Source organism: Streptomyces hygroscopicus (assembly GCF_026168105.1).
GTDB lineage: Bacteria > Actinomycetota > Actinomycetes > Streptomycetales > Streptomycetaceae > Streptomyces > Streptomyces hygroscopicus_D.
The window spans coordinates 63,013-86,818 of record NZ_LBMW01000026.1 but is presented as its reverse complement, the minus strand read 5'-3'; the positions used below and the strand labels follow the sequence as shown (position 1 = coordinate 86,818).

Sequence of the window (23,806 nt, the reverse complement as noted above, 5' to 3'; positions counted from 1 at the left end):
GTGTCCATGCGGTGACCCCGGGCTCCGCCAGGGCGCCGACTCGCTGTCGGCGTGCGGGTAGCGTCATCAGAACTCACCTCCACGAGTTACATCTCCGGCATTTGGATGGATCGGTGTACCCGGCGGGAGGTTGCTCACACACCTCCGGCCGGGAAGTCAGGCGGCGGCGAAAGTGTTCGATTCGCTGTCCATGGGGCGTTCCGGTGTCTGCATGCCGTGCGGGGCGGATCAGGACTGGTCGAGTTCGTCCTGGACCGACGGCTTGGGGGACGTCACGCAGGTGCTGCGATTGGCCGGGGCGGCCGCCGTGCCGGGCCTGCTCCGCGCGCTGCGCCGCGCTCAGGTCCAGGTCGGATGCCGGGCCGACGCGCACCGGCCTGGCCACCTCATCCCGGTTGCCGTACTCGTCCGGGGGACTGGCGCGAAGCGCCTTGACCACTTCCTCGGGCGCTCCGGCATTCTCGGCGGCCTGGACCAGTTCCTCTTTGCCCGCAGGGAAGTCGACGTCCTGCAGCGCGTTCAGCACGTCCCGTACGCTTGTGGAAGACATATCTCCTCCTCAGTTTTTGTCCCGGGGCACTTCGTGCTCGTGCCCTACGTGTGGCGTTCCCGGCAAAACCGGCTGCTGGCGATGTCGAAGCATTCCGGGGAATCCTGTGCCCGACGCCCGAATCCAGGGGAGATCACATGCCCGGCGATATCGAACGTGCCGCCCTGCGCGCCGCGGCTCAGGCCGCCGAGCAGATCCTGGCGAACGCCGCCGAGCGGGCCGAGCAGGCTGAGCGGGAGTACTCGCAGGACCCGTACGCCCAGCGTGTCGCCGAGGTCGGGATGCTCACCGGTGCGCTGAGGGTCCTGCTGGACGCGGTGCGCCCCTTTGCCGAGGAAGGTGAAGAGGGCGGGCAGTGACCGGCGCTTTCGGCACCGGCCGCGAGGTCCGCGTCGGCATTTCGATCGCCGTTTGGGTGTGTGCGCGGTACGGTGAGGGAGTGAGTGAGTGAGCGTGCGGGCGCCGATGAGGCCGTGGCGCGCAGGGGCGTTTCGGCGGTTTTCATGACTCTGGGAGAGGCCGTCCCCGACGCGGAGTTCCAGGATGTGATGTCGCAACTGCCGAACGAGTTCCATCGGAAGTTTCGTCACGGTCCGCCGATGGATTCGGTGGACCGTTTTCGCGCGGTGGGCTGAGGCTGGGCAGGGCCAAAGCCCAAGTCTCGCCTCGGGGTGGCGCCGGGTTCCACTGCTCCGGGTGTTGAGTTGCTGTCGTAGGGACGGGAAATTCGTTGGTCAGCCGGGGTTCGGCAGGAGCGCGAGCCGTTCGAGAGCGGCGATGACGTGGCTGGTCCAGGGCCAGTGCCGGGCGAGGCGGAGGGTCCGCCGACGGCCGGTGGTCACGAGCTGTCCGGCCGCGGTGAAAATGCGGAGCCGCAGGCGGCGGGGTTCCCAGGGTCTGGCCTTTCCGGTCAGCGCGAGCATCGGCATCCAGGCCAGCAGCTCGAGCGTGATCTGGACGATCTCCAGCCAGATCCGGTTCTGGGCGGTGCGGTGCAGGGGGAGGTTGCGCAGCCCGGTGGCCCGGGCGGCCCGGATGCGGTCCTCGGCCCGGGCCCGCAGCCGGTGACGGAGCTCGAGCTCGGCGATCGGCCGGCCCGATGTGTTGGTGGCGAAGCAGGTCAGTCGCATGCCGTCCGCGTCCGTTAGCCTCAGCTGGGCCCCGGGGTGCGGACGTTCCTTCCGAATGATCAGCCGCATCCCCTTGGGCCAGCCGTCCAGGACGTCGCCGGTGAGTTCGGCGACCCAGGCGCCGTCGCGGATCTCGCCGTCCGCCTCGACGGCCGGCGTCCAGGCCGATGCCGGAACCTTCAGCACGTGCTCGTGGATCGCCTCGGTGATCACCACGCCGACCGAGTAGGACAGTCACCGTCCCCGCCGGGCCAGCCAGGCCACGGAGTCATGGGTGCCACCCGCGGAGGCCGTGCGGATCAGGGTCTGACGTCCGCGCCGGTAGTTCTGCACTCCGCAGCGTGACGAACCGGGTGGCTCCACGCCTGCGTCTGGCGAGTCAGGAATGCACAGGTCCGGTCGCCCCACGAGTACGAGAGAAAGGATCCACACATCTCGGGTAAGCCGGCCCATGAGCGGGTACGCGACATGCCGCTCGGTTCTCTGAAGGCTTCGAGGGACGGAGTGGTCCCATGGCCGGCAGTCGGGTGCACAGCCTGTACCACCGCTACTCCCACCGGAAGGGCGGCCCCCCGCGGGGCAGCGCCGGGCGGCACCCCACGGCCGCGCGCGGAGGGCCCCGCCCGCCCGCTCGCACCCCAGTCGGCCATGCCCTCCACGAACTGCTCGCGCTCTCCCGCGCCCTGTTCGACACTCCGGACGAAGTCGAGATCCTGCGCCTGGCCATGGACCACATAGCCGCCGCGGGGCCATACAGTGCCGAGGCCGGATATCTCAATGTGGGCGGCGACCTAGTCCCCAGTCCAAGGGACGGGCAGATGCCTGCGCTGGCCGTGAGCCGGAGGGTGCGGGAGCTGGCCGGGCAGGACGGCAACGTGACCGTACCCGGCAGGCTCTGGGGCCGGGCCCTGGGGCTACGCGGACTTGAGGGACTCCACGGCTACCTCGTGGTGACGTCCCGCTCCCGGCCCACCGAGGCCGAGCGATCTCTGCTCGCCACGCTCGTCCGGCACACCGCTGCTGCGCTGTCAGTCGCTTTCGCACATCGCCGCCGGCGCGAGGACGCGCTGGAGCTGCACCGACTGAGGGACGAACGCACAGCCCTCCAGCGGCAGCTGATCTCTGTGGTGGCCGAGCTGGGCTACGAGCGAGCCGTTCACGCGCTCATGGCCGGCGTCGCTGCCTCGGGTGGCGGCGAGGAAGCTGTCACCCGCGCACTGCACGGGCTCACTGGACTTCCTGCGCTGGTCGAGGACCGCTTCGGTCGGCTGAGGACCTGGACCGGCCCCAGCCGCCCCGTCCCCTATCCCGAACCGGACCCAGTGCGCCAGGACGAAATGCTGCACGCCGTCGCCCGTCAGGCCGGGCCGGTGCGGATAAGGGACCGGCTGATCACCCTGATCCGCCCGCACGGCGAGATCCTGGGCGTGCTGGCCCTGGTCGATGCCCGGGACGAGGCCGACGAGCACACCGTGCTCGCGCTGGAACACGCTGCCGCGTCACTCGCCCCGGAGCTGACGCACCTGCGCAATCTGGCCGAAGTGGAGCTTAGGCTGCACCGCGAGCTGGTGGACGACCTCTTGGCAGGGACGGACGAGGCGAGCGCCTACGCCCGGTCCGAGGCAGTCGGACACGACCTGCACCGCAGCCACTACGTCGTCGTGGTGCAGTGGTCGAACCGGACCGCCGACGATTCCTTCGCACAGACCGTGGGGCGGGCGGCCTCTGCCGTGGGCATGCGCTCGCTGCTGACCCGGCGCTCCGACCACGTCGTCCTGGTCGCCGACGACAGGCCGCACGCCCGCGCGCTGTACGAGGCGCTCGCCCGGGCGACCGGAACACGGTCCGGGACGATCGGGGTGAGCGCCCCTTCCGACTCCCTGAACGACATCCCCCACCACTACCAGGAGGCGCAGCGCGCCCTGGACGTGCGCCGCCACTCCCGCGAGCGCTACGGCACGACGTTCTTCGACGAGCTCGGCCTCTACCGCATCCTGGGACCCGGCAACGATTACCGGGAACTGGAGACGTTCGTACAGGAGTGGCTCGGGCAGCTCATCGACTACGACTCCCGGCACCACGCGACCTTGGTGGAGACCCTGTCCCGGTACTTCGACTGCGGCGGTAACTACGACGAGACCGCAGAATCCCTCGCGATCCACCGCAGCACGCTGCGCTATCGGCTCCAGCGCATCCGCGACATCAGCGGCAACGACCTCGCGAACGTCGAGGACCGGCTGAACCTCCAGGTGGCGACCCGAGTGTGGAAGATCGTGCTGGGCGGGCCCGGCTGACGCCTCGCTGGAACTCCTGTGGGAGTGGTGTCAGCAGCGCTGCAGTGGGTGGGCCGGGCGGCGGAGGAACATCTGGGCCGCCCGGCGGATGCCGGGACGGCCGGCGACCTGGTCGAGCAGCCGGGTGTCGGCTGCGGAGTCCTGGATACCGGCCGCGGTGACCAGCACCGCCAGGAGGAGGCAGATAGGTCGGTCACGACGCGTCGCTTGCGGCCCACGATCTTCTTACCCGCATCCTTGCTCTGGTTGGCGGAGGGAACGCTGGTGGAGGTCTTCAAGTCCGTGCTCGGGCGGCAGGCGGAGGTCCAGGCGTGGCCGCGGCGCTCGAAGCCCCAGGCTGCAAGAACCGGGCTCATGTGCTGGCCTTCTTGATGCGTCTCCAGCAGACAAGGCTGCGGGCGACGGTGATGAAGGTCCATCAGGAGTTCGGCCGCGGCCTCGGAGGACAGCGGGCCGAGCGTGGTGGCGGGGTCGACCGGATCTCCCGGTTGCACCTCGCTCATCCGGTCACGCGGCCCGGTGACGAAGGCGTCGACGAGCTCAACCTGGCCGGCGAGGCCCTGCACACCACGGTGCACGGAGGCGTCAAGCTGTGGGTGGTCGTGGTCACCGCCGTCCGTGCGCGGGCGCGGGCCGGGTCGGCGTGGCAGGCTTGCAGGGGATCCGCGCTGTTCGTCGCGACACAGCAGCGAAGGAGGACGACGCATGGATGAGCAGGAATTCGTCCGTACCGTCGCCGAGCGCACCGGACTTAGCCGGCAGGAGGCGGCGGACCTGACCTGGGCCACGCTCGAGACGCTGGCCCACAGGCTGAGCCCGGGGGAGGCCAGGGACCTGATCACCGAGCTCCCCGAGGGCCTAGCGGAGGCGGTGCGCCGGGGAACCACGGACCGCATCGAGCGCTTCGGCCACCACGACAGCGTGCGGCGCGTGGCCGAACGCACGATGCTCAAGGAGGAGGAAGCCGACCGGGGTGTGCGGACCGTACTGGCCGTGCTCCGCGAGGCGATCAGCGAGAAGGAGTTCAACGACCTGATGTCGCAGCTCGGAACGGACTTCTCCCAGGCCCTCGAATCCGCCGGGTGACCCCGGGGCCTTCGGCACGGCGCCCGTGTCACGGCGCCGGCGGCCCGGACGCTGCGTGTGCGCCGGGCACGGTGGGTGACACCCGCGGATCGCCGGTCCCTCGCGGCCGCCATGGCGCGAGGCGCACACGAAGGTGTGGTCATGACCGCTGACGTGCCCGAGACCTCCTCCGGCAGATCCGTGCGCGTCGTACTGGTGGCCGACCCCGGTCTGCCCTCGGAGATCGCCCGGGCTCTCGCCCCCCGGTTGCCCGACCATCTCCGCCGGGCAGTCCGTGCTCGGGTCGGATGGCAGGTCGACACGATGACCGTCCCGCTCAGCGGGAGCGAACAGGCCGACGTCTCCGACATCGCCGAGGCCGTCAGAAACCACCTGGACGGTGCCGAATGGGACGTGGCGATCTTTCTCACCGACCTTCCGCGGCGGGCCCGGCTCTACCCGATCAGCGTCGAGGTCGACTCCGCGCTCCGTGCCGCGCTCATCTCCCTTCCCGCCCTTGGGGTCCGCCGCCTTCGGCGCCGGGTGCGGCAGGCCGTCGTGGATGTCGTCCGAGAGCTGGTCGCGCACGAGGAGACGCCCAGGCACCCGGAGGTGATCGGCCGCCCGCCGCGGGAACCGGTACCGGACACCCGTCCCGGCCCCGAGCAGCCCCGGCGCTACGTCGTGCCCGGCCTGCGCGGCCACGCCCGACTCGTCGCCGGCATGGTGTACGCCAACCGCCCCTGGCGGCTGTTCGGCTCCCTCTCCCGGGCCCTGGCGGGCGTGTTCGCCACAGCTACGGTCCTGTTCATCAACAGCGCCACCTGGAACCTCGCCACCGCACTCGGCGCCGTGCAGCATGCCGTCGTCACCGCTGTGTCCGCCGTCGCTCTCACCCTGTGGATCATCGTCGACCACCAGCTCTGGGAGCGCGGCACCCACCTCCCTGCACGGCACCACCCCCTGTACCCCTACAACCTGGTCACCCTGGTCACCATCGCGCTCGCGGTGGTGGTGCTGGCCACGGCCCTGTTCGCGACTCTGGTCGCCGTCTCCTTCCTGCTGCTGGACGCGTCCGTCCTGCGCAAGTTCATCGGACGGCAGGTCGGCGTCGGCGACTACCTCTTCCTGGCCTGGTTCATCACCGCCATCGCCATGATCGGCGGGGCCTTCGGCACCAGCCTCGAAGGGGACGAGAAGGTGTCCGACGCCGCCTATGGACGACGGCAGCGTGAGCGTCAGCGGATGCTGCGGCAGATGTCGCGGCCGGAGCCGGGCGGACGCAGGGGGCCGGACACCACCGACGGGTGACGTCCGGGCCGCGGCCCGGGGCGTCACAGTGCGATGACGTGGAGGTCGACCAGGTCGAGCAGCGCCCGCAGAGCCGAGCTGGGCCGCCGGGTCGACGACGTGCCGAGATGCATGCTCCAGCGGAGCGTGGTGTCCAGGACGTCCAGGACGTCCAGGACGTGCAGGCCGGGGGTGCGGGCGACGGCGAACGCGGGCAAGAAGGCGATGCCCAGACCGTGCCGGACCAGTGCCGCCCCCATGTCGATGTCGGGCACTTCCAGTGCCACCCGGCGTACGACGCCCGCCGCCGCGAACGCCCGGTCGACCACCTCGCGGTTGCCGTAGCCCGGCGGGAAGTCCACGAAGGGCTCCGCCGCGAGGTCCGCAAGTGCCACCTTTCCCTGCTGCGCGAGGGGATGGACGGCGCTCACCACCGGGACGAGCGGCACGGTGGCCAGCTCCCGTGCGTCGATCCCGGCGGGCTTGCGTTCGGGCAGCGACAGGAAGGCCACGTCAAGGTCCCCGCTGAGCAGCGCGTGCGCGAGTCCCGCCGAGCCGGCCGTCGCCAGCCGCAGCCGGACGTCGATCGCCGGATGCCGCGCGTGCAGCTGCCCGAGGAGCGCAGGCAGGTCCACCACCTCGACCGAGGCCATGGCCCCCACGTTCACCGTGCCGCGCAGCGTGTCCTGTGCGGCGCGCACCGCGTCCTGGGCGGCCTGGGCGGCGTTCAGGGTGGCCCGAGCCTCCGGCAGCAGCGCGGCGCCCGCCCCGGTGGTGTGTTGCTGGCTTGTTGAGGGGCGGGGTGACGCGTACTTGCCAGCCCGGTCCCTGCGCCGGGCCCGGTCTTGTTCCAAGCTCGTCGGGGCGCCCTGACGCAGTCCCGCTTTCCCGAGTTGGTCATGTCGTCCGGTCAGCGGCCCTCGTTCGAGGCGCTGCAACACCGCGCAGCTTCCTGCGGAGGGACGGCCGTACGGCTGGCCGGGGGATGCCTGCGCATTTCATGCTGCTCTGCCAGGGTAGGAGGGGGTGTTCTTTTTCGGCCTGGGGTACGGAGGCGCTCAGCAGGCGGACTCTGCGAATCTCGACCGGTAACAGCCGATGGCGGCGCTGGCGGGAGCGAACGACGCCGTCCGGTTCCCGGTGAGGAGGCGAGAGGCATGACCGTGATGGGTGTGTCGAAGTTCGAGAGGTTCTTCCGCGCCGCCGCAGGCCTCGACGTGGACAAGAACGACCTGAAGCGGTACGGCGACTTCGTCGACGCCAAGCTCTACGACCTCCTGGTTGTCGGCCAGGCGTCGGCCAAGGCCAACGGCCGGGATACCGTCGAACCGTGGGACCTACCGATCACCAAGGGCCTCCAGGAGAGCATCCACCGGTTCCGGCGGCTCGACGAGGAGGTCGAGCTGAAGCCGATCCTGGAACGGCTCGCCGCGCACCCACCCCTCGACAGGACACCCACCCAGGAGACCGAAGAGCGCTACCCCGAGATCATCGGCGGTCTCAGCGTCGCCCTCGGCGAGACGTTCAAAATCATGTATCCGGACGTCAAGAACCCGCAGACCAGCCACTGGGAAGGCGTGACCGCGGTGTTCGACCGGCTGCTGTAGCAATCGCGCCCCGGTGCATGTCACCGATCTGAACTGACATGCCGGGCGGGGGCCGGAAGGTGGAGACGGGAGCTTTCACCGAGGCCCGGGTCGCGCCGCAGATGCTCGAGGATTCACGATTGCCCTCTCAGCGCGGATGGTCTCCTGGGCCAGGGAAATCACGCCCGATTTCTCCCACGCAACGGCCTGTGACTCGGAATGCCGTTTCGGGAGGCAGAGGAGGGATTGCGCGCCGAGAGGGTGAAGGAAGTCCTCGATGCGCGTGTCGAAAGCCACACGGATGTCCTCGGGAAGATCACCACCCTCGGCCGCGCCTTGCAGTGCCCGGTCCGGAAATGGGATCCGGACGGGCCCTGCCGGGTGTCCCTGCCGCTCGCGTCGTACAACCAGCGACTCGTGAAGGGAGCCGTACCATGACACAGGAACTCCGGGGGATGCGGGTGGGGATTTTGGCCGCCGACGGCGTCGAGCGCGTGGAACTCGACCAGCCGCGCGGTGCGCTACAGGGCGCAGGGGCGAAGACCGAGATCGTCTCGCTCCATCCCGGCGAGATCCAGGCCCGCCAGTTCGACCTCAACGCGGCAGGAACCTTCCCCGTGGACCGCCTGGTCGCCGACGCCTCCGTCGACGAATACAACGCCCTGCTCCTGCCCGGCGGCACCATGAACCCCGACCAGCTGCGCATGGACCGCGACGCGGTGCAGTTCGTCAGGGACTTCATGGCCAGCGGGAAACCGGTCGCATCGATCTGCCACGGCCCGTGGGCCCTGGCGGAAGCCGACGCCGTGCGCGGCCGCCGCCTGACGTCCTGGCCCAGCATCCGCACCGATCTACGCAACGCCGGCGCGGAGGTCGTCGCCGACCAAGAGGTGGTCGTCGACGGGCAGCTCGTCACCAGCCGCGGCCCGGCCGACCTGCCCGCCTTCTGCGTCGCCGTCGTGGAGCAGTTCGCCCGGGCGCACCACCCCATGCCCGGCTGAACCCAAAGGCCTGGCTGCGGAGAGAGCAGGCGGTGCACGGTGGAGGTGGGCCTGCTGGGCCCGCTCTCCACCCCACGGGCCGGTCAGCCGGGGCGGTCGCCTGTGTACGGCCGCCGGTACGTAGCGTCGCGCAGCCGCGTCGAATGTCGCCACGCCCAGGGACAGGATCGCCGCGGTGCGCCGTACCAGCCCGGAGAGGAGGAAGGAGTCCTGCGTCCCGGGTGGGAACCAGGACCGACACCGCCAGGCGCAGATGGCGCCGCGAGAATACCCGGCGCGGTACGGCCCGAGGGCAGCGATCTGCACAGGGCAAGACCGAGGATCTCGCGCTCGTCCGCGCCGTCGAAGGTGTGTGGCACAGTGCCATCAGCCCGTGAGGGTGCGCCCCGAGCGGGGCGGCCGTTCGGGTGGGGCCGTGCCGCTGCTCGTCCGCGGGCACGGCACGGTGGTGTCCCGGGTGCCCCCCGCCTCTTGAGCGTCGAAGCGGGGAGAAAGTCCCTTGCGCCGGAACATCCGTGAGCCCCGCTACCTCATGCCGGGCCGAACCCTGAGGTACCCCGCCGCGAGCCGCGAACCCGGATCGCCGTCCCGCCTCCTGTCCTCGCAGACCGACCGCCGGTGCCACTTTTCGACCCGCTGGGCGCAGGCGGGGTGACCGGGCGAACAGCCACTCTGGCTCCTGTCGGGACCGCTCGGCGGTCCGTCGGCGGAAGGAGTGGCGATGACCGAGCAGGCCCGCAGGGCCGTTGCCTCGTATTCGACGTACCAGGAAGCCGAACGTGCCGTCGATCACCTCGCCGACCAGGGCTTTCCCGTTCAGAAGGTGGCGATCATCGGTCGGGACATACGCCTGGTCGAACGGGTGATCGGTCGAATGGGGTACGGCGAGGCCGCCCTCCACGGCGCAGCCACCGGAGCGCTGCCCGGCGTACTCGTCGGCTGGATCTTCGGGCTGCTGAACTGGCTGAATCCGGTCGTCTCCGGTCTGCTCCTCGCCCTGTACGGGCTGATCTTCGGAGCGGTCGTCGGTGCGCTGCTCGGCGTGCTGTTGCACGCGGCCCAGGGCGGCCGCCGGGACTTCGCCTCGGTCCGCTCGATGGAGCCCAGCCGGTACGACGTCGTGGCGGACGAGGACGTCGCCGATGAGGCCGTCCGGCTGGTCGCCGGGCTGGACAGCAGGGCCGGCGTGACCACGGAGAGCGCCTCCTCCAGGGGCCGGCGCCCGCGCAGCGACCCCGCCCGCAGCTGAACGAGTTTCGAAGCCGGGCGGACAGGGCCCGGAGGATGAACGGTCGCCGACGGACGTCGACCGCCGCGGAAGGAGTTCCTCATGGCCAAGGCAGTGGGCATCGACCTGGGCACCACCAACTCGGTGATCGCCGTGTGGGAGGGCGGCGAGCCGTCCGTCGTGCCCAACAGCGAGGGCAACCGCACGACACCGTCCGTGGTGGCCTTCACCGATACTGGCGAGCGCCTGGTGGGCCAGCTGGCCCGGCGCCAGGCGATCCTCAACCCCAAGGGCACCATCTACTCGGCCAAGCGGTTCATCGGTCGGCACTTCGACGAGATCCCCGACGAGGCCAAGGCCGTCGCCTACGACGTCGTCCCGGGAGACAACGGCGAGGCCCGATTCAAGGTGCGTGACAAGCTGTACGCGCCTGAGGAGATCAGCGCCCTGGTGCTGCGCAAACTCGCCGACGACGCCTCCAAGCAGCTGGGGGAACGGGTCACGGAGGCGGTCATCACGGTGCCCGCCTACTTCAACGACGCCCAGCGCACCGCGACCCGTGATGCCGGACGGATCGCGGGACTGGAGGTGTTGCGGATCATCAACGAGCCGACCGCGGCGGCCCTCGCGTACGGCATGGACAAGAAGCAGCACGAGACCGTCCTCGTCTTCGACCTGGGCGGCGGCACCTTCGACGTGAGCATCCTCGACGTCGGCGACGGCGTGGTGGAGGTGCGCTCCACCGCCGGCGACAGCCACCTGGGCGGCGACGACTTCGACCGGCGTCTGGTGGATTACCTCGCGGACGACTTCCAGAAGGAGAACGGCATCGACCTGCGCAAGGACCCGCAGGCGCTGCAGCGCCTGTTCGAGGCGGCGGAGAAGGCCAAGACCGAGCTCAGTTCGGTGACGCAGACGCAGGTGAGCCTGCCGTTCATCACCGCCGACGCCTCGGGCCCCAAGCATCTCACCGACTCGATCATGCGGTCCACGTTCGAGCAGATCACCGGCGACCTGGTGGAGCGGTGCCTGGGACCGGTCCAGCAGGCCATGGCCGACGCCAAGGTCGGCGAGAGCGACATCGACGAGGTCATCCTCGTCGGCGGTTCCACCCGCATCCCCGCCGTCCAGGCGCTGGTGCGCCGGCTGACCGGCGGCAAGGAACCCAACATGAGCGTGAACCCCGATGAGGTCGTGGCCCTGGGCGCCGCGATCCAGGCCGGGGTGCTCAAGGGCGAGGTCAAGGACGTCCTGCTGCTCGACGTCACCCCCCTGTCGCTGGGCGTGGAGACGCGCGGCGGAGTGATGACGAAGATCATCGAGCGGAACACCACCATCCCGGTGCGCCGCAGCGAGACCTTCTCCACAGCCGAGGACAACCAGCCGGCCGTCGACATCGTCGTCCTCCAGGGCGAGCGCGAGCGGGCCGCCGACAACCGGGTCCTCGGCCGGTTCCAGCTCACCGACATCCGGCCGGCGCCGCGGGGCGAACCGCAGATCGAGGTCACCTTCGACATCGACGCCAACGGCATCCTCAACGTCAGCGCGCGCGACAAGGACACCGGCAAGGAACAGGGCATCACCATCAGCGAGAGCTCCAACCTGGACCGGAGCGAGGTCGAACGCATGGTCCAGGAGGCCGAAAGCAACCGGGGCCAGGACCAGGCACTCCGCGAGGCCGTCGACGCCCGCAACGAACTCGACGCGATCGCCTACCAGGTCGAAAAGCGTCTGAACGAACTGGCCGACGCCGCGCCCGCGCACGAAAAGGCGCGAGCCGAGATGCTGGTGGCAGAGGCCCGCGACGCGGTCAAGAACGAGGCCGGAGTGGACAAGGTCAGGCCGCTGATCTCCGAACTCCAGCAGGTCTACGCCGGGCTCGCCGCCCACCAGGCCGAAGCCGCGGCGGCGAGCGGTCCGTCGGACACCACCGGGCCGGACGGCTCCGGGCAGGGCGGTGCCGGGGCCGACGAAGACGTGATCGACGCCGAGTTCGACAAGGGCTGAGGTACCCGCCATGCCGATCCCTCCCCAGGACCGATCGTCCGACCTACCGCCCGAAGGCGCCGCACAACCGCCGCAGGGCCACCTGCCCGAGCCCGCGCCGCCGACCACGGAGGCCGAACCGGGGCCCGACGCGGCCACCGGTCCGGCCGGGGTCGAGGACGAGTACGCGGCCGCGCTGAAAGAGGTCGAGGACCGCTGGCGGCGTGCTCTCGCCGATCTGGACAACCTGCGCAAGCGACACGCCAGGGAACTGGACCGGGAGCGCGCGGTCGAACGCGCCCGCACGGCCGCGGCCTTCCTTCCCGTCATCGACAACCTCGACCTGGCCCTGAACCACGCGGGCTCCGACCCCGGGGCGATCGTCGAGGGGGTTCGCGCCGTGCGCGACCAGGCCGTGTCCATCCTTGAACGCCTTGGTTACGAGCGTCACGCCGAGACCGGCGTCCCGTTCGACCCCTCCCGGCACGAGGTCGTCGGCGTGGTCCAGGACCCCGACGCCGAACCGAACACCGTGGCGCAGGTGCTGCGCCCCGGCTACGGCGAGGCCGAGCGGCAGCTGAGGCCGGCCGCCGTGACCGTCGCCAAGCGGGAGTGAGCGGCCATGGCACGCGACTTCTACGAGGTTCTCGGGGTCCCGCGAGACGCCGACAAGGACGAGATCCAGCGGGCGTATCGCAAGCTGGCCCGCAGGTACCACCCAGACGTCAACAAGGACCCCGCGGCGGAGGAGCGGTTCAAGGAGATCAATGAGGCCTTCAGTGTCCTGTCCGACCCCGACCAGCGGGCCCGTTACGACCGCTTCGGCGAGGACTTCCGGAAGGTGCCCGAGGACTGGGAGGAGCGGGTCGGTGCAGGCGCGGGACCCGGCGGCGGCTTCCGCTGGTCCACCGGGGACGGCCCCCGGGTCCGGTACGCCACCAGCGGCTTCGGCGCGGAGGGCATCGACGTCGACGACCTGTTCGGCTCGTTCTTCGGGGGCGCCGGACGGGTGCGTGTCCCCGGAGCCGACCAGGAGGCCGAACTGCCGCTCACCGTCGAGGAGGCCTACCGCGGAGGTCATCGCACCGTCACGCTCGCCGGTCCCACCGGGCAGCCGCGGCGGTACGAGGTCGACGTGCCACCGGGTGTCACCGACGGGCAGCGTATCCGGCTGGCGGGCGAGGGCGGCCGGGGCAACGGTGACGCCCCCGCGGGGGACCTGTACCTGCGGGTGCGGATCCAGCCGCACCCCCAGTTCCGCCTCGACGGCCGGGACGTGTACGTGCAGCTTCCGGTCACACCCTGGGAGGCCGCGCTGGGTGCGACAGTTCCGGTGCCCACGCCGAGCGGGGCGACGGCGAAGGTGAGCGTGCCCGCGGGCTCGTCCAGCGGCCGGCGGCTGCGGCTGCGCGGTGAGGGCATGCCGAACCCGCGCGGCACGAACGGCAACCTCTACGCCGAGCTCCGGATCATGGTGCCGTCCAGGCTCAGCGACCGGGAGCGCGCACTCTTCGAGGAGCTCGCCGCCGTCTCCTCGTTCGACCCCAGGAGGACACGATGAGTGACCCACGCGCCGGGGCGCGCCAGGCGTCTCGGCTGACAGCTCCCGCGCCGGCACGCGTCCGGTACGCGATCGTGCCGGTGCCCAGGCTCTCTCTGCAGACCGTGGCCCGACGCTCCGGCGTCCATCCCGACCTCATCCGCCGGTTCGTCGCTCTGGGCCTGGTCGAGGCCGAGCGCGACGCCTCCGGAGGGCTGGTGTTCGAACCCACGGCACCGGCCGTCCTCGCCCGCGTCCAGCGGCTGCGCACCGGACTCTGCCTCAACTACGCATCCATCGGCCTGGTGTTGGACCTGCTGGACCGCATCAGCATGCTCGAAGCCGCCCTGCGCCGCGCCGGTACGAGGAGTGAAACACCCCCATGGACATGAACCGTCTCACCCAGAAGTCCCAGGAAGCCCTCCAGGAGGCCCAGAGCGCGGCCGTCCGCATGGGGCAGACCGAGGTCGACGGGGAACACCTGCTGCTCGCGCTTCTCGATCAGGAGGACGGCCTGATCCCACGGTTGCTGCAACAGGCCGGCACCGAGCCGAAGGAGCTGCGCGCTGCCGTGCGCGAGGAACTCTCCCGCCGCCCGAAGGTCACCGGCCCCGGCGCGGCACCCGGCCAGGTCTTCGTCACTCAGCGCCTGTCCCGCCTGCTCGACGCGGCCGAGCGGCAGGCCAAACGCCTCAAGGACGAGTACGTGTCCGTGGAGCACCTCCTGCTCGCCCTGGCCGAGGAGGGCTCGGCGACCGCCGCCGGACGTCTGCTCAAGGAGTACGGCGTGACCCGGGACTCGTTCCTGAGCGCGCTCACCAAGGTCCGCGGCAACCAGCGGGTCACCTCTGCCAACCCCGAAGTGGCCTACGAGGCTCTGGAGAAGTATGGTCGCGACCTGGTCCTCGAGGCTCGGTCCGGGCGGCTGGACCCGGTCATCGGCCGGGACGCCGAGATCCGCCGCGTCACCCAGATCCTCAGCCGCAAGACCAAGAACAACCCCGTCCTCATCGGCGACCCCGGCGTCGGCAAGACCGCCATCGTCGAGGGCCTGGCCCAGCGCATCGTTCGCGGCGACGTGCCCGAGGGCCTGCGCGACAAGACGGTGTTCGCCCTCGACATGGGTTCCCTGGTCGCCGGCGCCAAGTACCGCGGTGAGTTCGAGGAACGCCTCAAGGCCGTGCTCAGCGAGGTCAAGGGCGCCCAAGGGCGCATCCTGCTCTTCGTCGACGAACTGCACACCGTCGTCGGCGCGGGCGCCGCCGAAGGGGCCATGGACGCGGGCAACATGCTCAAGCCGATGCTCGCCCGCGGCGAACTCCACATGATCGGCGCCACCACCCTCGACGAGTACCGCAAGCACATCGAGAAGGACGCCGCCCTCGAACGCCGCTTCCAGCAGGTCCTGGTGGACGAGCCGAGCGTGGAGGACACCATCTCCATCCTTCGCGGACTGCGTGAACGCCTGGAGGTCTTCCACGGCGTGAAGATCCAGGACACCGCGCTGGTCTCCGCGGCCACCCTCAGCCACCGCTACATCACCGACCGATTCCTGCCCGACAAGGCCATCGACCTCGTCGACGAGGCGTGCGCCCGGCTGCGCACCGAGATCGACTCGATGCCCGCCGAACTCGACGAGATCACCCGCCGCGTCACCCGCCTGGAGATCGAGGAGGCGGCCCTGTCCAAGGAGACCGACCCCGCCAGCAAAGCCCGCCTGGAGGAGCTGCGCAGGGAACTGGCCGACCTGCGCGGCGAGGCCGACGCCAAACACGCCCAGTGGGAGGCCGAACGGCAGGCCATCCGCCGTGTGCAGGAACTGCGCCAGGAACTGGAGCAGGTCCGCCACGAAGCCGAGGAGGCCGAACGCGCCTACGACCTCAACCGAGCCGCCGAACTGCGCTACGGCCGCCTTCAGGACCTGGAGCGCCGGCTCGCCGCAGAGGAGGAGCAACTGGCCGCCAAACAAGGACAGAACCGGCTGCTGCGGGAGGTCGTCACCGAGGAGGAGATCGCTGAGATCGTCGCCGCCTGGACCGGCATCCCCGTCGCCCGTCTCCAGGAGGGCGAACGCGAGAAACTGCTGCGCCTCGACGAGATCCTGCGCGAGCGGGTCATCGGCCAGGACGAGGCCGTCAAGCTCGTCGCCGACGCCATCATCCGCGCCCGCTCCGGCATCCGCGACCCACGCCGCCCCATCGGCTCGTTCATCTTCCTCGGCCCCACCGGCGTCGGGAAGACCGAGCTGGCCAAGACCCTCGCGGCGGCCCTGTTCGACTCCGAGGAGAACATGGTCCGCCTCGACATGAGCGAGTACCAGGAGCGGCACACCGTCAGCCGGCTCATGGGCGCACCACCCGGATACGTCGGCTACGAGGAAGGCGGCCAGCTCACCGAGGCCGTACGCCGCAAGCCGTACTCGGTCGTGCTGTTCGACGAGATCGAGAAGGCGCACACCGATGTCTTCAACACCCTGCTGCAGATCCTCGACGACGGCCGCATCACCGACGCTCAGGGCCGCACGGTCGACTTCCGCAACACCGTGATCATCATGACGTCCAACATCGGCTCCGAGCACCTCCTCGACGGCGCCACCGCCGAGGGCGAGATCAAGCCGGACGCCCTCGCCCTGGTGATGGGCGAGCTGCGCGGGCACTTCCGCCCGGAGTTCCTCAACCGCGTCGACGACATCGTGCTGTTCAAACCGCTCGGCGAGCGGCAGATCGAGCGGATCGTGGAGCTGCAGTTCGACGAACTGCGCCGTCGCCTCGCCGAACGTCGCATCACCATCGAACTCACCGATGCTGCACGCGAGTTGATCGCCCATCAGGGCTACGACCCGGTGTACGGGGCCCGCCCGCTGCGGCGTTACATCTCCCATGAGGTCGAGACGATGGTCGGGCGCGCCCTGCTGCGCGGTGACGTCCAGGACGGCGCGACGGTCCGCGTCGACGCCGAGGCGGGGGAACTGGTGGTCACCTACGACCAGCCCGAGGACGTGAAGGGAGCGCGGGCGGCATGAGCACGATGCAGGCGACGACCGTCAGTTGTCCCAACTGCGGGCGCACCAACCGGGTGCCCGTGGCCGCGGAGGGCCGCCCCAAGTGCGGGCACTGCAAGCAGCCCCTACCGTGGATGGTGGACGCGGGCGACGACGACTTCACCGAGGTCGCCGAGCGGGCCGACGTCCCCGTCGTGGTCGACCTGTGGGCCACCTGGTGCGGCCCCTGCCGCATGGTCAGCCCCGCACTGGAGAAGGTCGCCACCGATCTCGCCGGCCGAATCAAACTCGTCAAGGTCGACATCGACAAGAACCCGCGACTGTCGCAGCGTTTCGAGGTCCAGGCCGTACCGACACTGCTGATCCTCAACCAGGGCGAGACGGTCGCCCGGCAGACGGGGGCGGCGCCCGCCCCCGCTCTGCGCCAGTGGGTGGAACAGTCGATCACCGCCCGGAAAGGGTGATCCGGATGACCCTGCATGCAGACCCCCATCTCGCGCTTGTCCGGCCGGTCCAGCCGCTGACCCCAGAAGGGTGTCAGGAGTGTCTGACGCTCGGCTCCCCGTGGGTCCACCTGAGGCTCTGCCTGACCTGCGGGCACGTCGGCTGCTGCGACTCCTCGCCGAACAAGCACGCGCGCAAGCACGCAGCTGCCGTCGCCCATCCGATCGTGCAGTCGTTCCAGCCCGGCGAGGAATGGCGCTGGTGCTACGTTCACGAGGCGTTCGTCTGATGTCCGGCGACCAGTCGCTGCCGGGCGAAGAACCGGTGCCGGAGGAAGTGGACGAGGCCGCCTTCTGGGAGACCCCGGACATCTACGGCGCGTATCCGCGCCTGACGGAGGACCAGATAGCACGTCTGGCGGAGCACGGGCAACGCCGGAACATGGCTCCGAACGACGTGCTGATCCGGGAGGGGGAGCGCTGCGAGACGTTCATGGTCGTCCTCAGCGGTACCGTCGCCATCCTCGAGGACTACGGCACTCCCGAGGAGCACGTGCTGCGCGTGCACGGCCCCGGCCGCTTCATCGGCGAACTCGGCCTGCTGTACGGGCAAGTGGCCTTCTACACCGCTGTCGCCAGGGAGCCGGGCGAGGTCCTCGTCGTCTCCTTGGACCAGCTGCGCCACCTGGTGTCCCAGGACCCCAGCATCGGGGACGTCGTGCTGCGCGCCTGTCTGGGCCGTCGCGCGCTGCTCGTCGGACAGGGCGCCGGCTTCCGCATCGTCGGCTCGCGCTACTCGCCCGACACCAGACGGCTGCGCGAGTTCGCCGTCCGCAACCGGCTGCCGCACCGCTGGATCGACCTGGAGACCGACGAGGAGGCCGAGGAGCTGCTGCGCCGCTTCGGCGTCGGCCCGGCGGAGACACCACTCGTCATCTGGCGGGACACCACCCTGTTGCGCAACCCCAGCAACGCGGAACTGGCCCGGCTCATCGGCCTGCCGTCACTACCCGCCGGAAACCGTCACGGCGACGTCCTCATCGTGGGCTCCGGACCCGCCGGCCTCGCTGCCGCGGTGTACGCCGCCTCCGAGGGCCTGAGCACCACGGTGGTGGAGGCGATGGCCACCGGCGGCCAGGCCGGCACGTCGTCCCGCATCGAGAATCTGCTCGGCTTCCCCTCCGGCATCTCCGGCGCCGAACTCACCGAACGCGCGGTGCTCCAGGCCGACAAGTTCGGCGCCAGGATCAGCCTTCCGCTGGAGGCGACCGGCCTCCATGCCAAGGACGAGGAGCACTACGTGGTGGCGTTCGCCGACGGCAGCGAGATCGCCGCCCGCGCCGTCGTCCTGGCCACGGGTGCCCGCTACCGCCGGCTCCAGGTGCCCGGCATCGAACGCCTGGAGGGAACGAGCGTGCACTACTCGGCGACCGTCTACGAGGCCCAGCAGTGCCGCACCGACCCGGTGGCCGTCGTCGGCGGAGGCAACTCGGCGGGCCAGGCGGTGCTGTTCCTCGCGGGGTACGCGCCGAAGGTGCACCTGCTGGTCCGAGGAGCCAGCCTTGAGGCCAACATGTCCCGCTACCTGGTCGACCAGGTCGAGCGCCATCCGCGGGTGGAGGTCATGCTGCACACCGAGGTCACCGAGGTCATCGGCCAGGAAGTGCTGGAGGAGCTCGACGTGGTCGACAACCGCACGGGCGGGCACCGCCGGCTCGCGGTACGGAGCCTGTTCGTCTTCACCGGCGCCGAACCTCACACCGAGTGGCTCGCCGGCATCATCGCCCTCGACTCCCGCGGCTTCGTTCTCACCGGGCCGGAGGCCCAGGAAGCCTGCTCCTACCCCGAGGTGTGGCACGGCCGCGGGCGCCCGTGCATGACCCTGGAGGCCAGCCTGCCCGGGGTCTTCGCGGTAGGGGACGTCCGTAGCGGCTCGGTGAAGCGGGTGGCCTCCGCGGCCGGTGAGGGCGCGATGGCCATCCACTTCGTGCACCGGCACCTGGGGCACTCGGCCGTACCCGGCACCACGGGCACGGCAGCTGTCGCGGGCCACTCGGACGTCTCCCCACGCATACGTCACAAGGAGTCCGCATGGCTCGCATGACGAATGGCGGACGATGAGATCACGAGAAGGAAGAAGGAGGCGATGGCGATGGCCATGCCCGTCCGGCGCCACCGCGGTGGCGGCCTGCAGGAAAGGCCCGTCTGGTCACCCACCCCTGTCAATCCCCTGGTCGAGTTCGACGAACTGCTCAACCAGATGAGCGGCCTGCTGGAGTCGACGGTGGGCGCGGCACCCGCGGTTGCCTGGACGCCTCTCGCGGACGTGTCGGAGTCCGAGGACGCGTTCCACATAGAGATCGAACTCCCCGGTGTGAAGAGCAAGGACATCGACGTAGAGGCCAACGGTCCCGAACTCGTGGTCACCGGAGAGATCAAGGAGCGGGGACGCAAGGGTGTCCTGCGCCGCAGCACCCGCCGCGTGGGAGCCTTCGAGTACCGTTTGCGGCTGCCCGGAGAGTTGGACACCCACAAGATCAAGGCTGAGATGCAGGACGGAGTGCTCAGCATCACCGTTCCCAAGGCCGACGTCGCAAAGCCGCGGCACGTCGAGATCACCGAGACGAGTGGAAGCACCGAGAGCAGCGGCTGAGACGCGAGCGCCGCGGTTTCGGGCACCCATCCGGCACTGCGGCCGGGCCGGCGAGGCTCGACACCCCTCAAGGCGGCGGAGACGCGCTACGTGGCTCCCCACCGTTGGTGGTTCTTCCTGCTGGTCTCGCTGACCTTCTTCGGAGCCTACGCGGAAGCGAACTCGGCCTGTCTGACGGTGAGCGAGGTCCTGAAAATCGCCGACCGCACCGCCCGCCGCCGGGAGTAGGAGCGCGCCGGAGCCCGCCGTTACCGCCCGGGCACCGGACCGGGCAGCACCCTGTACTCGCCGAGGATGGCCGGCGCCGCGGGCACGGCAAGTCGTACGTCCGCCATGGCCGAACAACGCCTCGACGACGAGATCGAACAGATAACCCACGCGCTCCAAGAAGCCGGCCCGACGAGCGGCAACCGACTCGAACAGGCGGTGGGCGGCCGTTCCGGCCTGATCCGCCAGGCGTCCGACGAACTGCCTGAGGCCCTGGAGGCCGTTGCGGTCATCGGCGTCCTGACCGTCACCCCGCGCCCAGCTTCTCATAACTGACGTATCGTCAAGTAAGTCAGCGTCTGATCAGCATCAGTCCCCAGAGGGTCTTCCTGGCAGACGTCTGATCGGCGGCGTCACAACAGCCTGGCTCGCACGGAGGCGCAGGGAGCCTTCTTCTCATAGTGGACCGATGTTGTTCACGATCTTCGAGTCCGACGCGTGCCAGTGTAGAGTGAAGACTGCCCTTGACCTGCACAAAGCAGGCAGGGAGCCGTCTTCTAGGAGTCCAAAAGTGCTGCGTACTCTGTTCAAGTCCAAGATCCACCGCGCCACCGTCACCCAAGCCGATCTGCACTATGTAGGATCCGTGACCATCGACGCGGATCTGCTCGACGCCGCCGATTTGTTGCCCGGTGAGCTCGTGCACATCGTCGACATCACCAATGGCGCTCGCCTGGAGACGTACGTCATCGAGGGCGAGCGCGGCTCCGGCGTCATCGGGATCAACGGGGCCGCGGCCCATCTCGTCCACCCCGGTGACCTGGTGATCATCATCAGCTACGCCCAGGTCTCCGACGCCGAGGCGCGGACCCTGCGGCCGCGGGTCGTGCACGTGGACCGGGACAACAGGATCGTGGCCCTGGGCGCCGACCCGTCCGCGCCGGTACCGGGATCGGACCAGGAGCGCAGCCCCGGCGCCGTCGCGGTCTGACCACCTGACCGACGGACCGTTCGATGACCTCGTACGCGGGGCCGCTCGCCCTGCTGCACACCTCGCCCGTCCACATCCCGGTCTTCGAGTCCCTGCGCGACGAGGCCCACCCGGGGCTGGACTTGACGCACGTCGTGGCCGAGGAACTGCTGGACCGCGCCCGCGTGAAGGGCCCTGACGCGGTCGCCGACGACGTCCGGGAGATCCTCGGCACCGCCGTCGCGGCGGGGGCCCGTGCGGTCCTGTGCACCTGCTCGACCATCGGCGCGGTCGCCGAGCGCGCGGGCATCGGTGTGCCCGTGGTGCGGGTGGACCGGCCGATGGCGGCCGCCGCGGTGGCCGCGGGCCCGCGCATCGCCGTGATCGCCGCGCTGGAGAGCACCCTGGAGCCGACGGTCGCCCTCATCCGGGACGAGGCCGCGGGGCGGTCGGTCGAGGTGCGGACCCTGCTTGTCGCGGGCGCGTGGGAACGGTTCGAGGCGGGTGACACGGACGGCTACGTCCGCGCGGTGGCCGGGGCCGCCGACACGGTCACCCACGCCGACGCGATCGTCCTCGCCCAGGCGTCCATGGCCCCGGCGCGGTATCTGGCCGCGACCGACGTGCCGGTGCTCGCGAGCCCCGGACCGGGGCTGGCGGCAGCCGCGGCGGCGACTCGTGTCACGGGCCGGGCCTGATGGTCCCCGTGGACGGTGGCCCATCCGGGCCTTGCTCCTTCGCACGACGGGGTGAGTGCCGGAGCGGCGGTCGGGTACCCGGGGGACAAGTCCAGGGCCGACGCACCAATTGGCTGGAGGACATGATGACGCATCCGTTCCCCGATCCCGCGCAGCCGGGACCGCCCCCCGGACCGGGACCGACCCCGGGACCGGAGCCGACCCCCGAACCGGGCCCCGCGCCGGGACCCGAACCCGTGCCGCCCGGACCGCCCCCCACACCCCCCGCACCGGGGCCGGCCCCACCGGGACCGGGCCCCACACCCCCCGCACCGGGACCGACACCGCCAGGACCGGGGCCCGACCGTCCGCAGCCCGTTCCGGAGCCAGGACCTCCTCCGGAGCCGCAGCCGGGTCCCGAGCCGCCCCCGTCCCCGGTCCCCAAGCCCCCGGGCCCGGAGCCGGTCCCCGAGCCCGAACCGGGTCCGCCCCTGTCATGAAGGAGGCCCGCCGCCAGAACACCGGACCGGCGGAACAGGCAGAACGCAGAACGGAAGAACGCAGAACGGAAGAACGCAGAACGGAAGAACGCCGCACCGGCGGAACTCAAGGCGGCCCGGCAGCGAGGGAACTACCTCGCTGCCGGGCCGCCTTCGTCCTGCCTGCCGTACCGACTACGCCCTGCGCCTCGACCGCCCTACGCCTCGACCTCCGACCGGTCCCCGCCCCACAGCGTGTGGAACGAGCCCTCGCGGTCCGTTCGCCGATAGGTGTGCGCCCCGAAGAAGTCCCGCTGGGCCTGCGTGAGCGCGGCGGGCAGCCGCTCGGCGCGCAGGGCGTCGTAGTAGGCGAGCGCCGCGGCGAAACCGGGCGTCGGCACGCCCTGGCGGGTCGCGGCGACGAGGACCTCCCGCCAGTCGTCCTGCGCCTGCGCGATCTCCTGCGCGAAGGTCTCGTCCGACAGCAGGCTCGGCAGGTCCGGACGGGCGTCGTACGCGGCGCGGATACGGTCGAGGAAGGCTGCGCGGATGATGCACCCGCCGCGCCAGATGGAGGCGATCCTGCCGAGGTCGATGTTCCAGTCGTACTCTTCGCCGCCCGCCGTGATCTCGTGGAAGCCCTGCGTGTACGACACGATCTTGGAGGCGTACAGCGCCTGTTCCACGCGGTCCGCGAAGGCCGCCGCCTCCTCCTTGTTCAGCGGTGCGGGCTTGGGGCCGGCCAGTCCCCGCGACGCGTCGCGCAGCTGCGTGTGCCCGGACAGCGAGCGGGCGAACACCGCCTCGGCGATCCCGGAGACCGGGACGCCCAGGTCGAGCGCGATCTGCACCGTCCAGCGGCCCGTGCCCTTCTGCTCGGCCTGGTCCAGGACCACATCGACGAACGGCTTGCCGGTCGCCGCGTCCACGTGGGACAGCACCTCCGCCGTGATCTCGATCAGATACGAGTCGAGGCGGCCGGTGTTCCAGGTGCGGAAGATCTCCGCGATCTCGGCGGGGGAGTAGCCCGCGATGTCGTGCAGCAGCTGGTACGCCTCGCCGATCAACTGCATGTCGGCGTACTCGATGCCGTTGTGGACCATCTTCACGAAGTGACCGGCGCCGTCCGGACCGACGTGAGTGACGCACGGCGTCCCGTCCTTCGCCTTGGCGGCGATCTTCTCCAGCATCGGTCCGAGGGACGCGTACGACTCCTTCGAGCCGCCCGGCATGATGCTCGGGCCGTGCAGCGCGCCCTCCTCGCCGCCGGAGATGCCGGTGCCGACGAAGTGGATCCCCCGCTCGCGCAGTTCCTTCTCCCGGCGGCGGGTGTCCGCGAAGTGCGCATTCCCGCCGTCGATGATCATGTCACCGGGCTCCAGGAGCGGGGCGAACTCCTCGATCACCGCGTCGGTCGGCGCGCCCGCCTTCACCATGATGATCAGGCGCCGGGGCCGCTCCAGCGCGGCCACGAACTCCTCCGGGGTCTCGGTCGACACGAAGTCTCCCTCGTGCCCGAATTCCTTCACGAGCTCGTGCGTCCGTGATGCGGTCCGGTTGTGCAGGGCGACCGTATAGCCGTTGCGCGCGAAGTTTCGGGCGAGGTTGCGGCCCATGACCGCGAGACCCGTGACGCCGATCTGGGCGGAAGTGCTCATGACGGTTGGCTCCTAGAGGTCCTGGAATCGGCGGTGCCGGTTCGGTCC

The 23,806-nt window shown here is 70.4% G+C and carries 25 protein-coding genes and 2 pseudogenes; 22 read left to right on the top strand and 5 right to left on the bottom strand.

Features of this window, described 5'->3' with window-relative positions:
- Nucleotides 1-73: 73 nt before the first annotated feature.
- A complete protein-coding gene (locus AAW14_RS23945; protein WP_265566002.1) occupies nucleotides 74-550 on the bottom strand; it encodes a DUF2795 domain-containing protein in 477 nt (158 codons plus the stop codon).
- 137 nt (nucleotides 551-687) lie between these two features.
- On the opposite strand from AAW14_RS23945, the gene AAW14_RS23940 reads away from it, so the two are divergent.
- On the top strand, nucleotides 688-909 hold the full coding sequence (locus AAW14_RS23940) for a hypothetical protein (protein WP_265566001.1): 222 nt from the start codon (nucleotides 688-690) through the stop codon (nucleotides 907-909).
- An 84-nt stretch (nucleotides 910-993) separates the two neighbouring features.
- Nucleotides 994-1,185, top strand: coding sequence for a DUF2267 domain-containing protein (locus tag AAW14_RS23935; protein WP_265566000.1), 192 nt, complete (start codon nucleotides 994-996; stop codon nucleotides 1,183-1,185).
- 99 nt (nucleotides 1,186-1,284) lie between these two features.
- Here AAW14_RS23935 and AAW14_RS23930 read toward each other — a convergent pair.
- Nucleotides 1,285-2,010, bottom strand: a pseudogene (locus tag AAW14_RS23930) (transposase); the annotation flags it as partial.
- 182 nt (nucleotides 2,011-2,192) lie between these two features.
- Between AAW14_RS23930 and AAW14_RS23925 the strand changes: the two are divergent.
- Complete coding sequence (locus tag AAW14_RS23925) at nucleotides 2,193-3,974, top strand: PucR family transcriptional regulator (protein WP_265565999.1); 1,782 nt, start codon at nucleotides 2,193-2,195, stop codon at nucleotides 3,972-3,974.
- An 81-nt stretch (nucleotides 3,975-4,055) separates the two neighbouring features.
- Here AAW14_RS23925 and AAW14_RS39515 read toward each other — a convergent pair.
- Nucleotides 4,056-4,300, bottom strand: a pseudogene (locus AAW14_RS39515) (IS5/IS1182 family transposase); the annotation flags it as partial.
- Here AAW14_RS39515 and AAW14_RS23915 point away from each other — a divergent pair.
- The 3 genes from AAW14_RS23915 to AAW14_RS23905 all read left to right on the top strand — a co-directional run bounded on the left by AAW14_RS23915 (nucleotide 4,286) and on the right by AAW14_RS23905 (nucleotide 6,350).
- Nucleotides 4,286-4,687: a hypothetical protein gene (locus AAW14_RS23915; protein ID WP_265566035.1), complete on the top strand. Its 402-nt coding sequence runs from the start codon at nucleotides 4,286-4,288 to the stop codon at nucleotides 4,685-4,687. The pseudogene AAW14_RS39515 and the gene AAW14_RS23915 overlap by 15 nt on opposite strands.
- Nucleotides 4,680-5,060 carry a DUF2267 domain-containing protein gene (locus AAW14_RS23910; RefSeq protein ID WP_265565998.1) on the top strand — a complete coding sequence of 127 codons (381 nt, stop codon included), beginning with the start codon at nucleotides 4,680-4,682 and terminating at the stop codon, nucleotides 5,058-5,060. Before AAW14_RS23915 ends, AAW14_RS23910 begins: the two co-directional genes overlap by 8 nt.
- Nucleotides 5,061-5,201: 141 nt before the next feature.
- The gene (locus tag AAW14_RS23905) at nucleotides 5,202-6,350 is read left to right on the top strand and encodes a hypothetical protein (protein ID WP_265565997.1); all 1,149 of its coding nucleotides are present in this window, start codon (nucleotides 5,202-5,204) and stop codon (nucleotides 6,348-6,350) included.
- 23 nt (nucleotides 6,351-6,373) lie between these two features.
- On the opposite strand, the gene AAW14_RS23900 is transcribed toward AAW14_RS23905, so the two are convergent.
- Nucleotides 6,374-7,183 carry a LysR substrate-binding domain-containing protein gene (locus tag AAW14_RS23900; protein ID WP_265565996.1) on the bottom strand — a complete coding sequence of 270 codons (810 nt, stop codon included), beginning with the start codon at nucleotides 7,181-7,183 and terminating at the stop codon, nucleotides 6,374-6,376.
- A 303-nt stretch (nucleotides 7,184-7,486) separates the two neighbouring features.
- Here AAW14_RS23900 and AAW14_RS23895 point away from each other — a divergent pair, with 303 nt between their 5' ends.
- The 16 genes from AAW14_RS23895 to AAW14_RS23820 all read left to right on the top strand — a co-directional run bounded on the left by AAW14_RS23895 (nucleotide 7,487) and on the right by AAW14_RS23820 (nucleotide 21,642).
- Nucleotides 7,487-7,936: a DUF1931 family protein gene (locus tag AAW14_RS23895; protein ID WP_265565995.1), complete on the top strand. Its 450-nt coding sequence runs from the start codon at nucleotides 7,487-7,489 to the stop codon at nucleotides 7,934-7,936.
- A 413-nt stretch (nucleotides 7,937-8,349) separates the two neighbouring features.
- Nucleotides 8,350-8,916: a type 1 glutamine amidotransferase domain-containing protein gene (locus AAW14_RS23890; protein ID WP_265565994.1), complete on the top strand. Its 567-nt coding sequence runs from the start codon at nucleotides 8,350-8,352 to the stop codon at nucleotides 8,914-8,916.
- A 721-nt stretch (nucleotides 8,917-9,637) separates the two neighbouring features.
- The gene (locus AAW14_RS23885) at nucleotides 9,638-10,165 is read left to right on the top strand and encodes a general stress protein (RefSeq protein WP_265565993.1); all 528 of its coding nucleotides are present in this window, start codon (nucleotides 9,638-9,640) and stop codon (nucleotides 10,163-10,165) included.
- An 81-nt stretch (nucleotides 10,166-10,246) separates the two neighbouring features.
- Entirely contained in the window at nucleotides 10,247-12,151 is a 1,905-nt protein-coding gene (gene dnaK, locus AAW14_RS23880; RefSeq protein ID WP_265565992.1) for a molecular chaperone DnaK, read from the top strand.
- A gap of 10 nt (nucleotides 12,152-12,161) precedes the next feature.
- Nucleotides 12,162-12,746 (top strand): nucleotide exchange factor GrpE, encoded by a 585-nt coding sequence (locus tag AAW14_RS23875; protein ID WP_265565991.1) that lies wholly within the window; start codon nucleotides 12,162-12,164, stop codon nucleotides 12,744-12,746.
- Between the two features lie 6 nt (nucleotides 12,747-12,752).
- A complete protein-coding gene (locus AAW14_RS23870; protein ID WP_265565990.1) occupies nucleotides 12,753-13,691 on the top strand; it encodes a J domain-containing protein in 939 nt (312 codons plus the stop codon).
- Entirely contained in the window at nucleotides 13,688-14,062 is a 375-nt protein-coding gene (locus tag AAW14_RS23865; protein WP_265565989.1) for a chaperone modulator CbpM, read from the top strand. Before AAW14_RS23870 ends, AAW14_RS23865 begins: the two co-directional genes overlap by 4 nt.
- On the top strand, nucleotides 14,053-16,692 hold the full coding sequence (gene clpB / locus AAW14_RS23860; protein ID WP_265565988.1) for an ATP-dependent chaperone ClpB: 2,640 nt from the start codon (nucleotides 14,053-14,055) through the stop codon (nucleotides 16,690-16,692). Before AAW14_RS23865 ends, clpB begins: the two co-directional genes overlap by 10 nt.
- The gene (gene trxA, locus AAW14_RS23855) at nucleotides 16,689-17,135 is read left to right on the top strand and encodes a thioredoxin (protein WP_265565987.1); all 447 of its coding nucleotides are present in this window, start codon (nucleotides 16,689-16,691) and stop codon (nucleotides 17,133-17,135) included. The genes clpB and trxA overlap by 4 nt, the downstream gene beginning before the upstream one ends.
- Before the next feature lie 5 nt (nucleotides 17,136-17,140).
- Nucleotides 17,141-17,404, top strand: a complete 264-nt coding sequence (locus AAW14_RS23850; RefSeq protein ID WP_265565986.1) for a UBP-type zinc finger domain-containing protein — start codon at nucleotides 17,141-17,143, stop codon at nucleotides 17,402-17,404.
- Nucleotides 17,404-19,218 carry an FAD-dependent oxidoreductase gene (locus tag AAW14_RS23845; protein WP_265565985.1) on the top strand — a complete coding sequence of 605 codons (1,815 nt, stop codon included), beginning with the start codon at nucleotides 17,404-17,406 and terminating at the stop codon, nucleotides 19,216-19,218. The genes AAW14_RS23850 and AAW14_RS23845 overlap by 1 nt, the downstream gene beginning before the upstream one ends.
- A 48-nt stretch (nucleotides 19,219-19,266) precedes the next feature.
- Nucleotides 19,267-19,767 carry an Hsp20/alpha crystallin family protein gene (locus AAW14_RS23840; protein WP_265565984.1) on the top strand — a complete coding sequence of 167 codons (501 nt, stop codon included), beginning with the start codon at nucleotides 19,267-19,269 and terminating at the stop codon, nucleotides 19,765-19,767.
- A gap of 90 nt (nucleotides 19,768-19,857) precedes the next feature.
- Complete coding sequence (locus AAW14_RS23835; protein ID WP_265565983.1) at nucleotides 19,858-19,995, top strand: hypothetical protein; 138 nt, start codon at nucleotides 19,858-19,860, stop codon at nucleotides 19,993-19,995.
- A 66-nt stretch (nucleotides 19,996-20,061) separates the two neighbouring features.
- The gene (locus AAW14_RS23830) at nucleotides 20,062-20,310 is read left to right on the top strand and encodes a hypothetical protein (protein WP_265565982.1); all 249 of its coding nucleotides are present in this window, start codon (nucleotides 20,062-20,064) and stop codon (nucleotides 20,308-20,310) included.
- Nucleotides 20,311-20,545: 235 nt separating this feature from the next.
- Nucleotides 20,546-20,965 carry an aspartate 1-decarboxylase gene (panD, locus tag AAW14_RS23825; protein ID WP_265565981.1) on the top strand — a complete coding sequence of 140 codons (420 nt, stop codon included), beginning with the start codon at nucleotides 20,546-20,548 and terminating at the stop codon, nucleotides 20,963-20,965.
- 23 nt (nucleotides 20,966-20,988) lie between these two features.
- Complete coding sequence (locus AAW14_RS23820) at nucleotides 20,989-21,642, top strand: aspartate/glutamate racemase family protein (protein WP_265565980.1); 654 nt, start codon at nucleotides 20,989-20,991, stop codon at nucleotides 21,640-21,642.
- A 676-nt stretch (nucleotides 21,643-22,318) separates the two neighbouring features.
- On the opposite strand, the gene gndA is transcribed toward AAW14_RS23820, so the two are convergent.
- Complete coding sequence (gndA, locus tag AAW14_RS23815; protein WP_265565979.1) at nucleotides 22,319-23,758, bottom strand: NADP-dependent phosphogluconate dehydrogenase; 1,440 nt, start codon at nucleotides 23,756-23,758, stop codon at nucleotides 22,319-22,321.
- Nucleotides 23,759-23,806: the final 48 nt, after the last annotated feature.

Bases quoted from the DNA above. Each gene is read 5' to 3' on its own strand.
- AAW14_RS23945 (WP_265566002.1), bottom strand. From the start codon at position 550: ATGTCTTCCACAAGCGTACGGGACGTGCTGAACGCGCTGCAGGACGTC.
- AAW14_RS23940 (WP_265566001.1), top strand. From the start codon at position 688: ATGCCCGGCGATATCGAACGTGCCGCCCTGCGCGCCGCGGCTCAGGCC.
- AAW14_RS23925 (WP_265565999.1), top strand. From the start codon at position 2,193: ATGGCCGGCAGTCGGGTGCACAGCCTGTACCACCGCTACTCCCACCGG.
- AAW14_RS23910 (WP_265565998.1), top strand. From the start codon at position 4,680: ATGGATGAGCAGGAATTCGTCCGTACCGTCGCCGAGCGCACCGGACTT.
- AAW14_RS23905 (WP_265565997.1), top strand. From the start codon at position 5,202: ATGACCGCTGACGTGCCCGAGACCTCCTCCGGCAGATCCGTGCGCGTC.
- AAW14_RS23895 (WP_265565995.1), top strand. From the start codon at position 7,487: ATGACCGTGATGGGTGTGTCGAAGTTCGAGAGGTTCTTCCGCGCCGCC.
- AAW14_RS23890 (WP_265565994.1), top strand. From the start codon at position 8,350: ATGACACAGGAACTCCGGGGGATGCGGGTGGGGATTTTGGCCGCCGAC.
- AAW14_RS23885 (WP_265565993.1), top strand. From the start codon at position 9,638: ATGACCGAGCAGGCCCGCAGGGCCGTTGCCTCGTATTCGACGTACCAG.
- dnaK (WP_265565992.1), top strand. From the start codon at position 10,247: ATGGCCAAGGCAGTGGGCATCGACCTGGGCACCACCAACTCGGTGATC.
- AAW14_RS23875 (WP_265565991.1), top strand. From the start codon at position 12,162: ATGCCGATCCCTCCCCAGGACCGATCGTCCGACCTACCGCCCGAAGGC.
- AAW14_RS23870 (WP_265565990.1), top strand. From the start codon at position 12,753: ATGGCACGCGACTTCTACGAGGTTCTCGGGGTCCCGCGAGACGCCGAC.
- AAW14_RS23865 (WP_265565989.1), top strand. From the start codon at position 13,688: ATGAGTGACCCACGCGCCGGGGCGCGCCAGGCGTCTCGGCTGACAGCT.
- clpB (WP_265565988.1), top strand. From the start codon at position 14,053: ATGGACATGAACCGTCTCACCCAGAAGTCCCAGGAAGCCCTCCAGGAG.
- trxA (WP_265565987.1), top strand. From the start codon at position 16,689: ATGAGCACGATGCAGGCGACGACCGTCAGTTGTCCCAACTGCGGGCGC.
- AAW14_RS23850 (WP_265565986.1), top strand. From the start codon at position 17,141: ATGACCCTGCATGCAGACCCCCATCTCGCGCTTGTCCGGCCGGTCCAG.
- AAW14_RS23845 (WP_265565985.1), top strand. From the start codon at position 17,404: ATGTCCGGCGACCAGTCGCTGCCGGGCGAAGAACCGGTGCCGGAGGAA.
- AAW14_RS23840 (WP_265565984.1), top strand. From the start codon at position 19,267: ATGGCCATGCCCGTCCGGCGCCACCGCGGTGGCGGCCTGCAGGAAAGG.
- AAW14_RS23830 (WP_265565982.1), top strand. From the start codon at position 20,062: ATGGCCGGCGCCGCGGGCACGGCAAGTCGTACGTCCGCCATGGCCGAA.
- AAW14_RS23820 (WP_265565980.1), top strand. From the start codon at position 20,989: ATGACCTCGTACGCGGGGCCGCTCGCCCTGCTGCACACCTCGCCCGTC.
- gndA (WP_265565979.1), bottom strand. From the start codon at position 23,758: ATGAGCACTTCCGCCCAGATCGGCGTCACGGGTCTCGCGGTCATGGGC.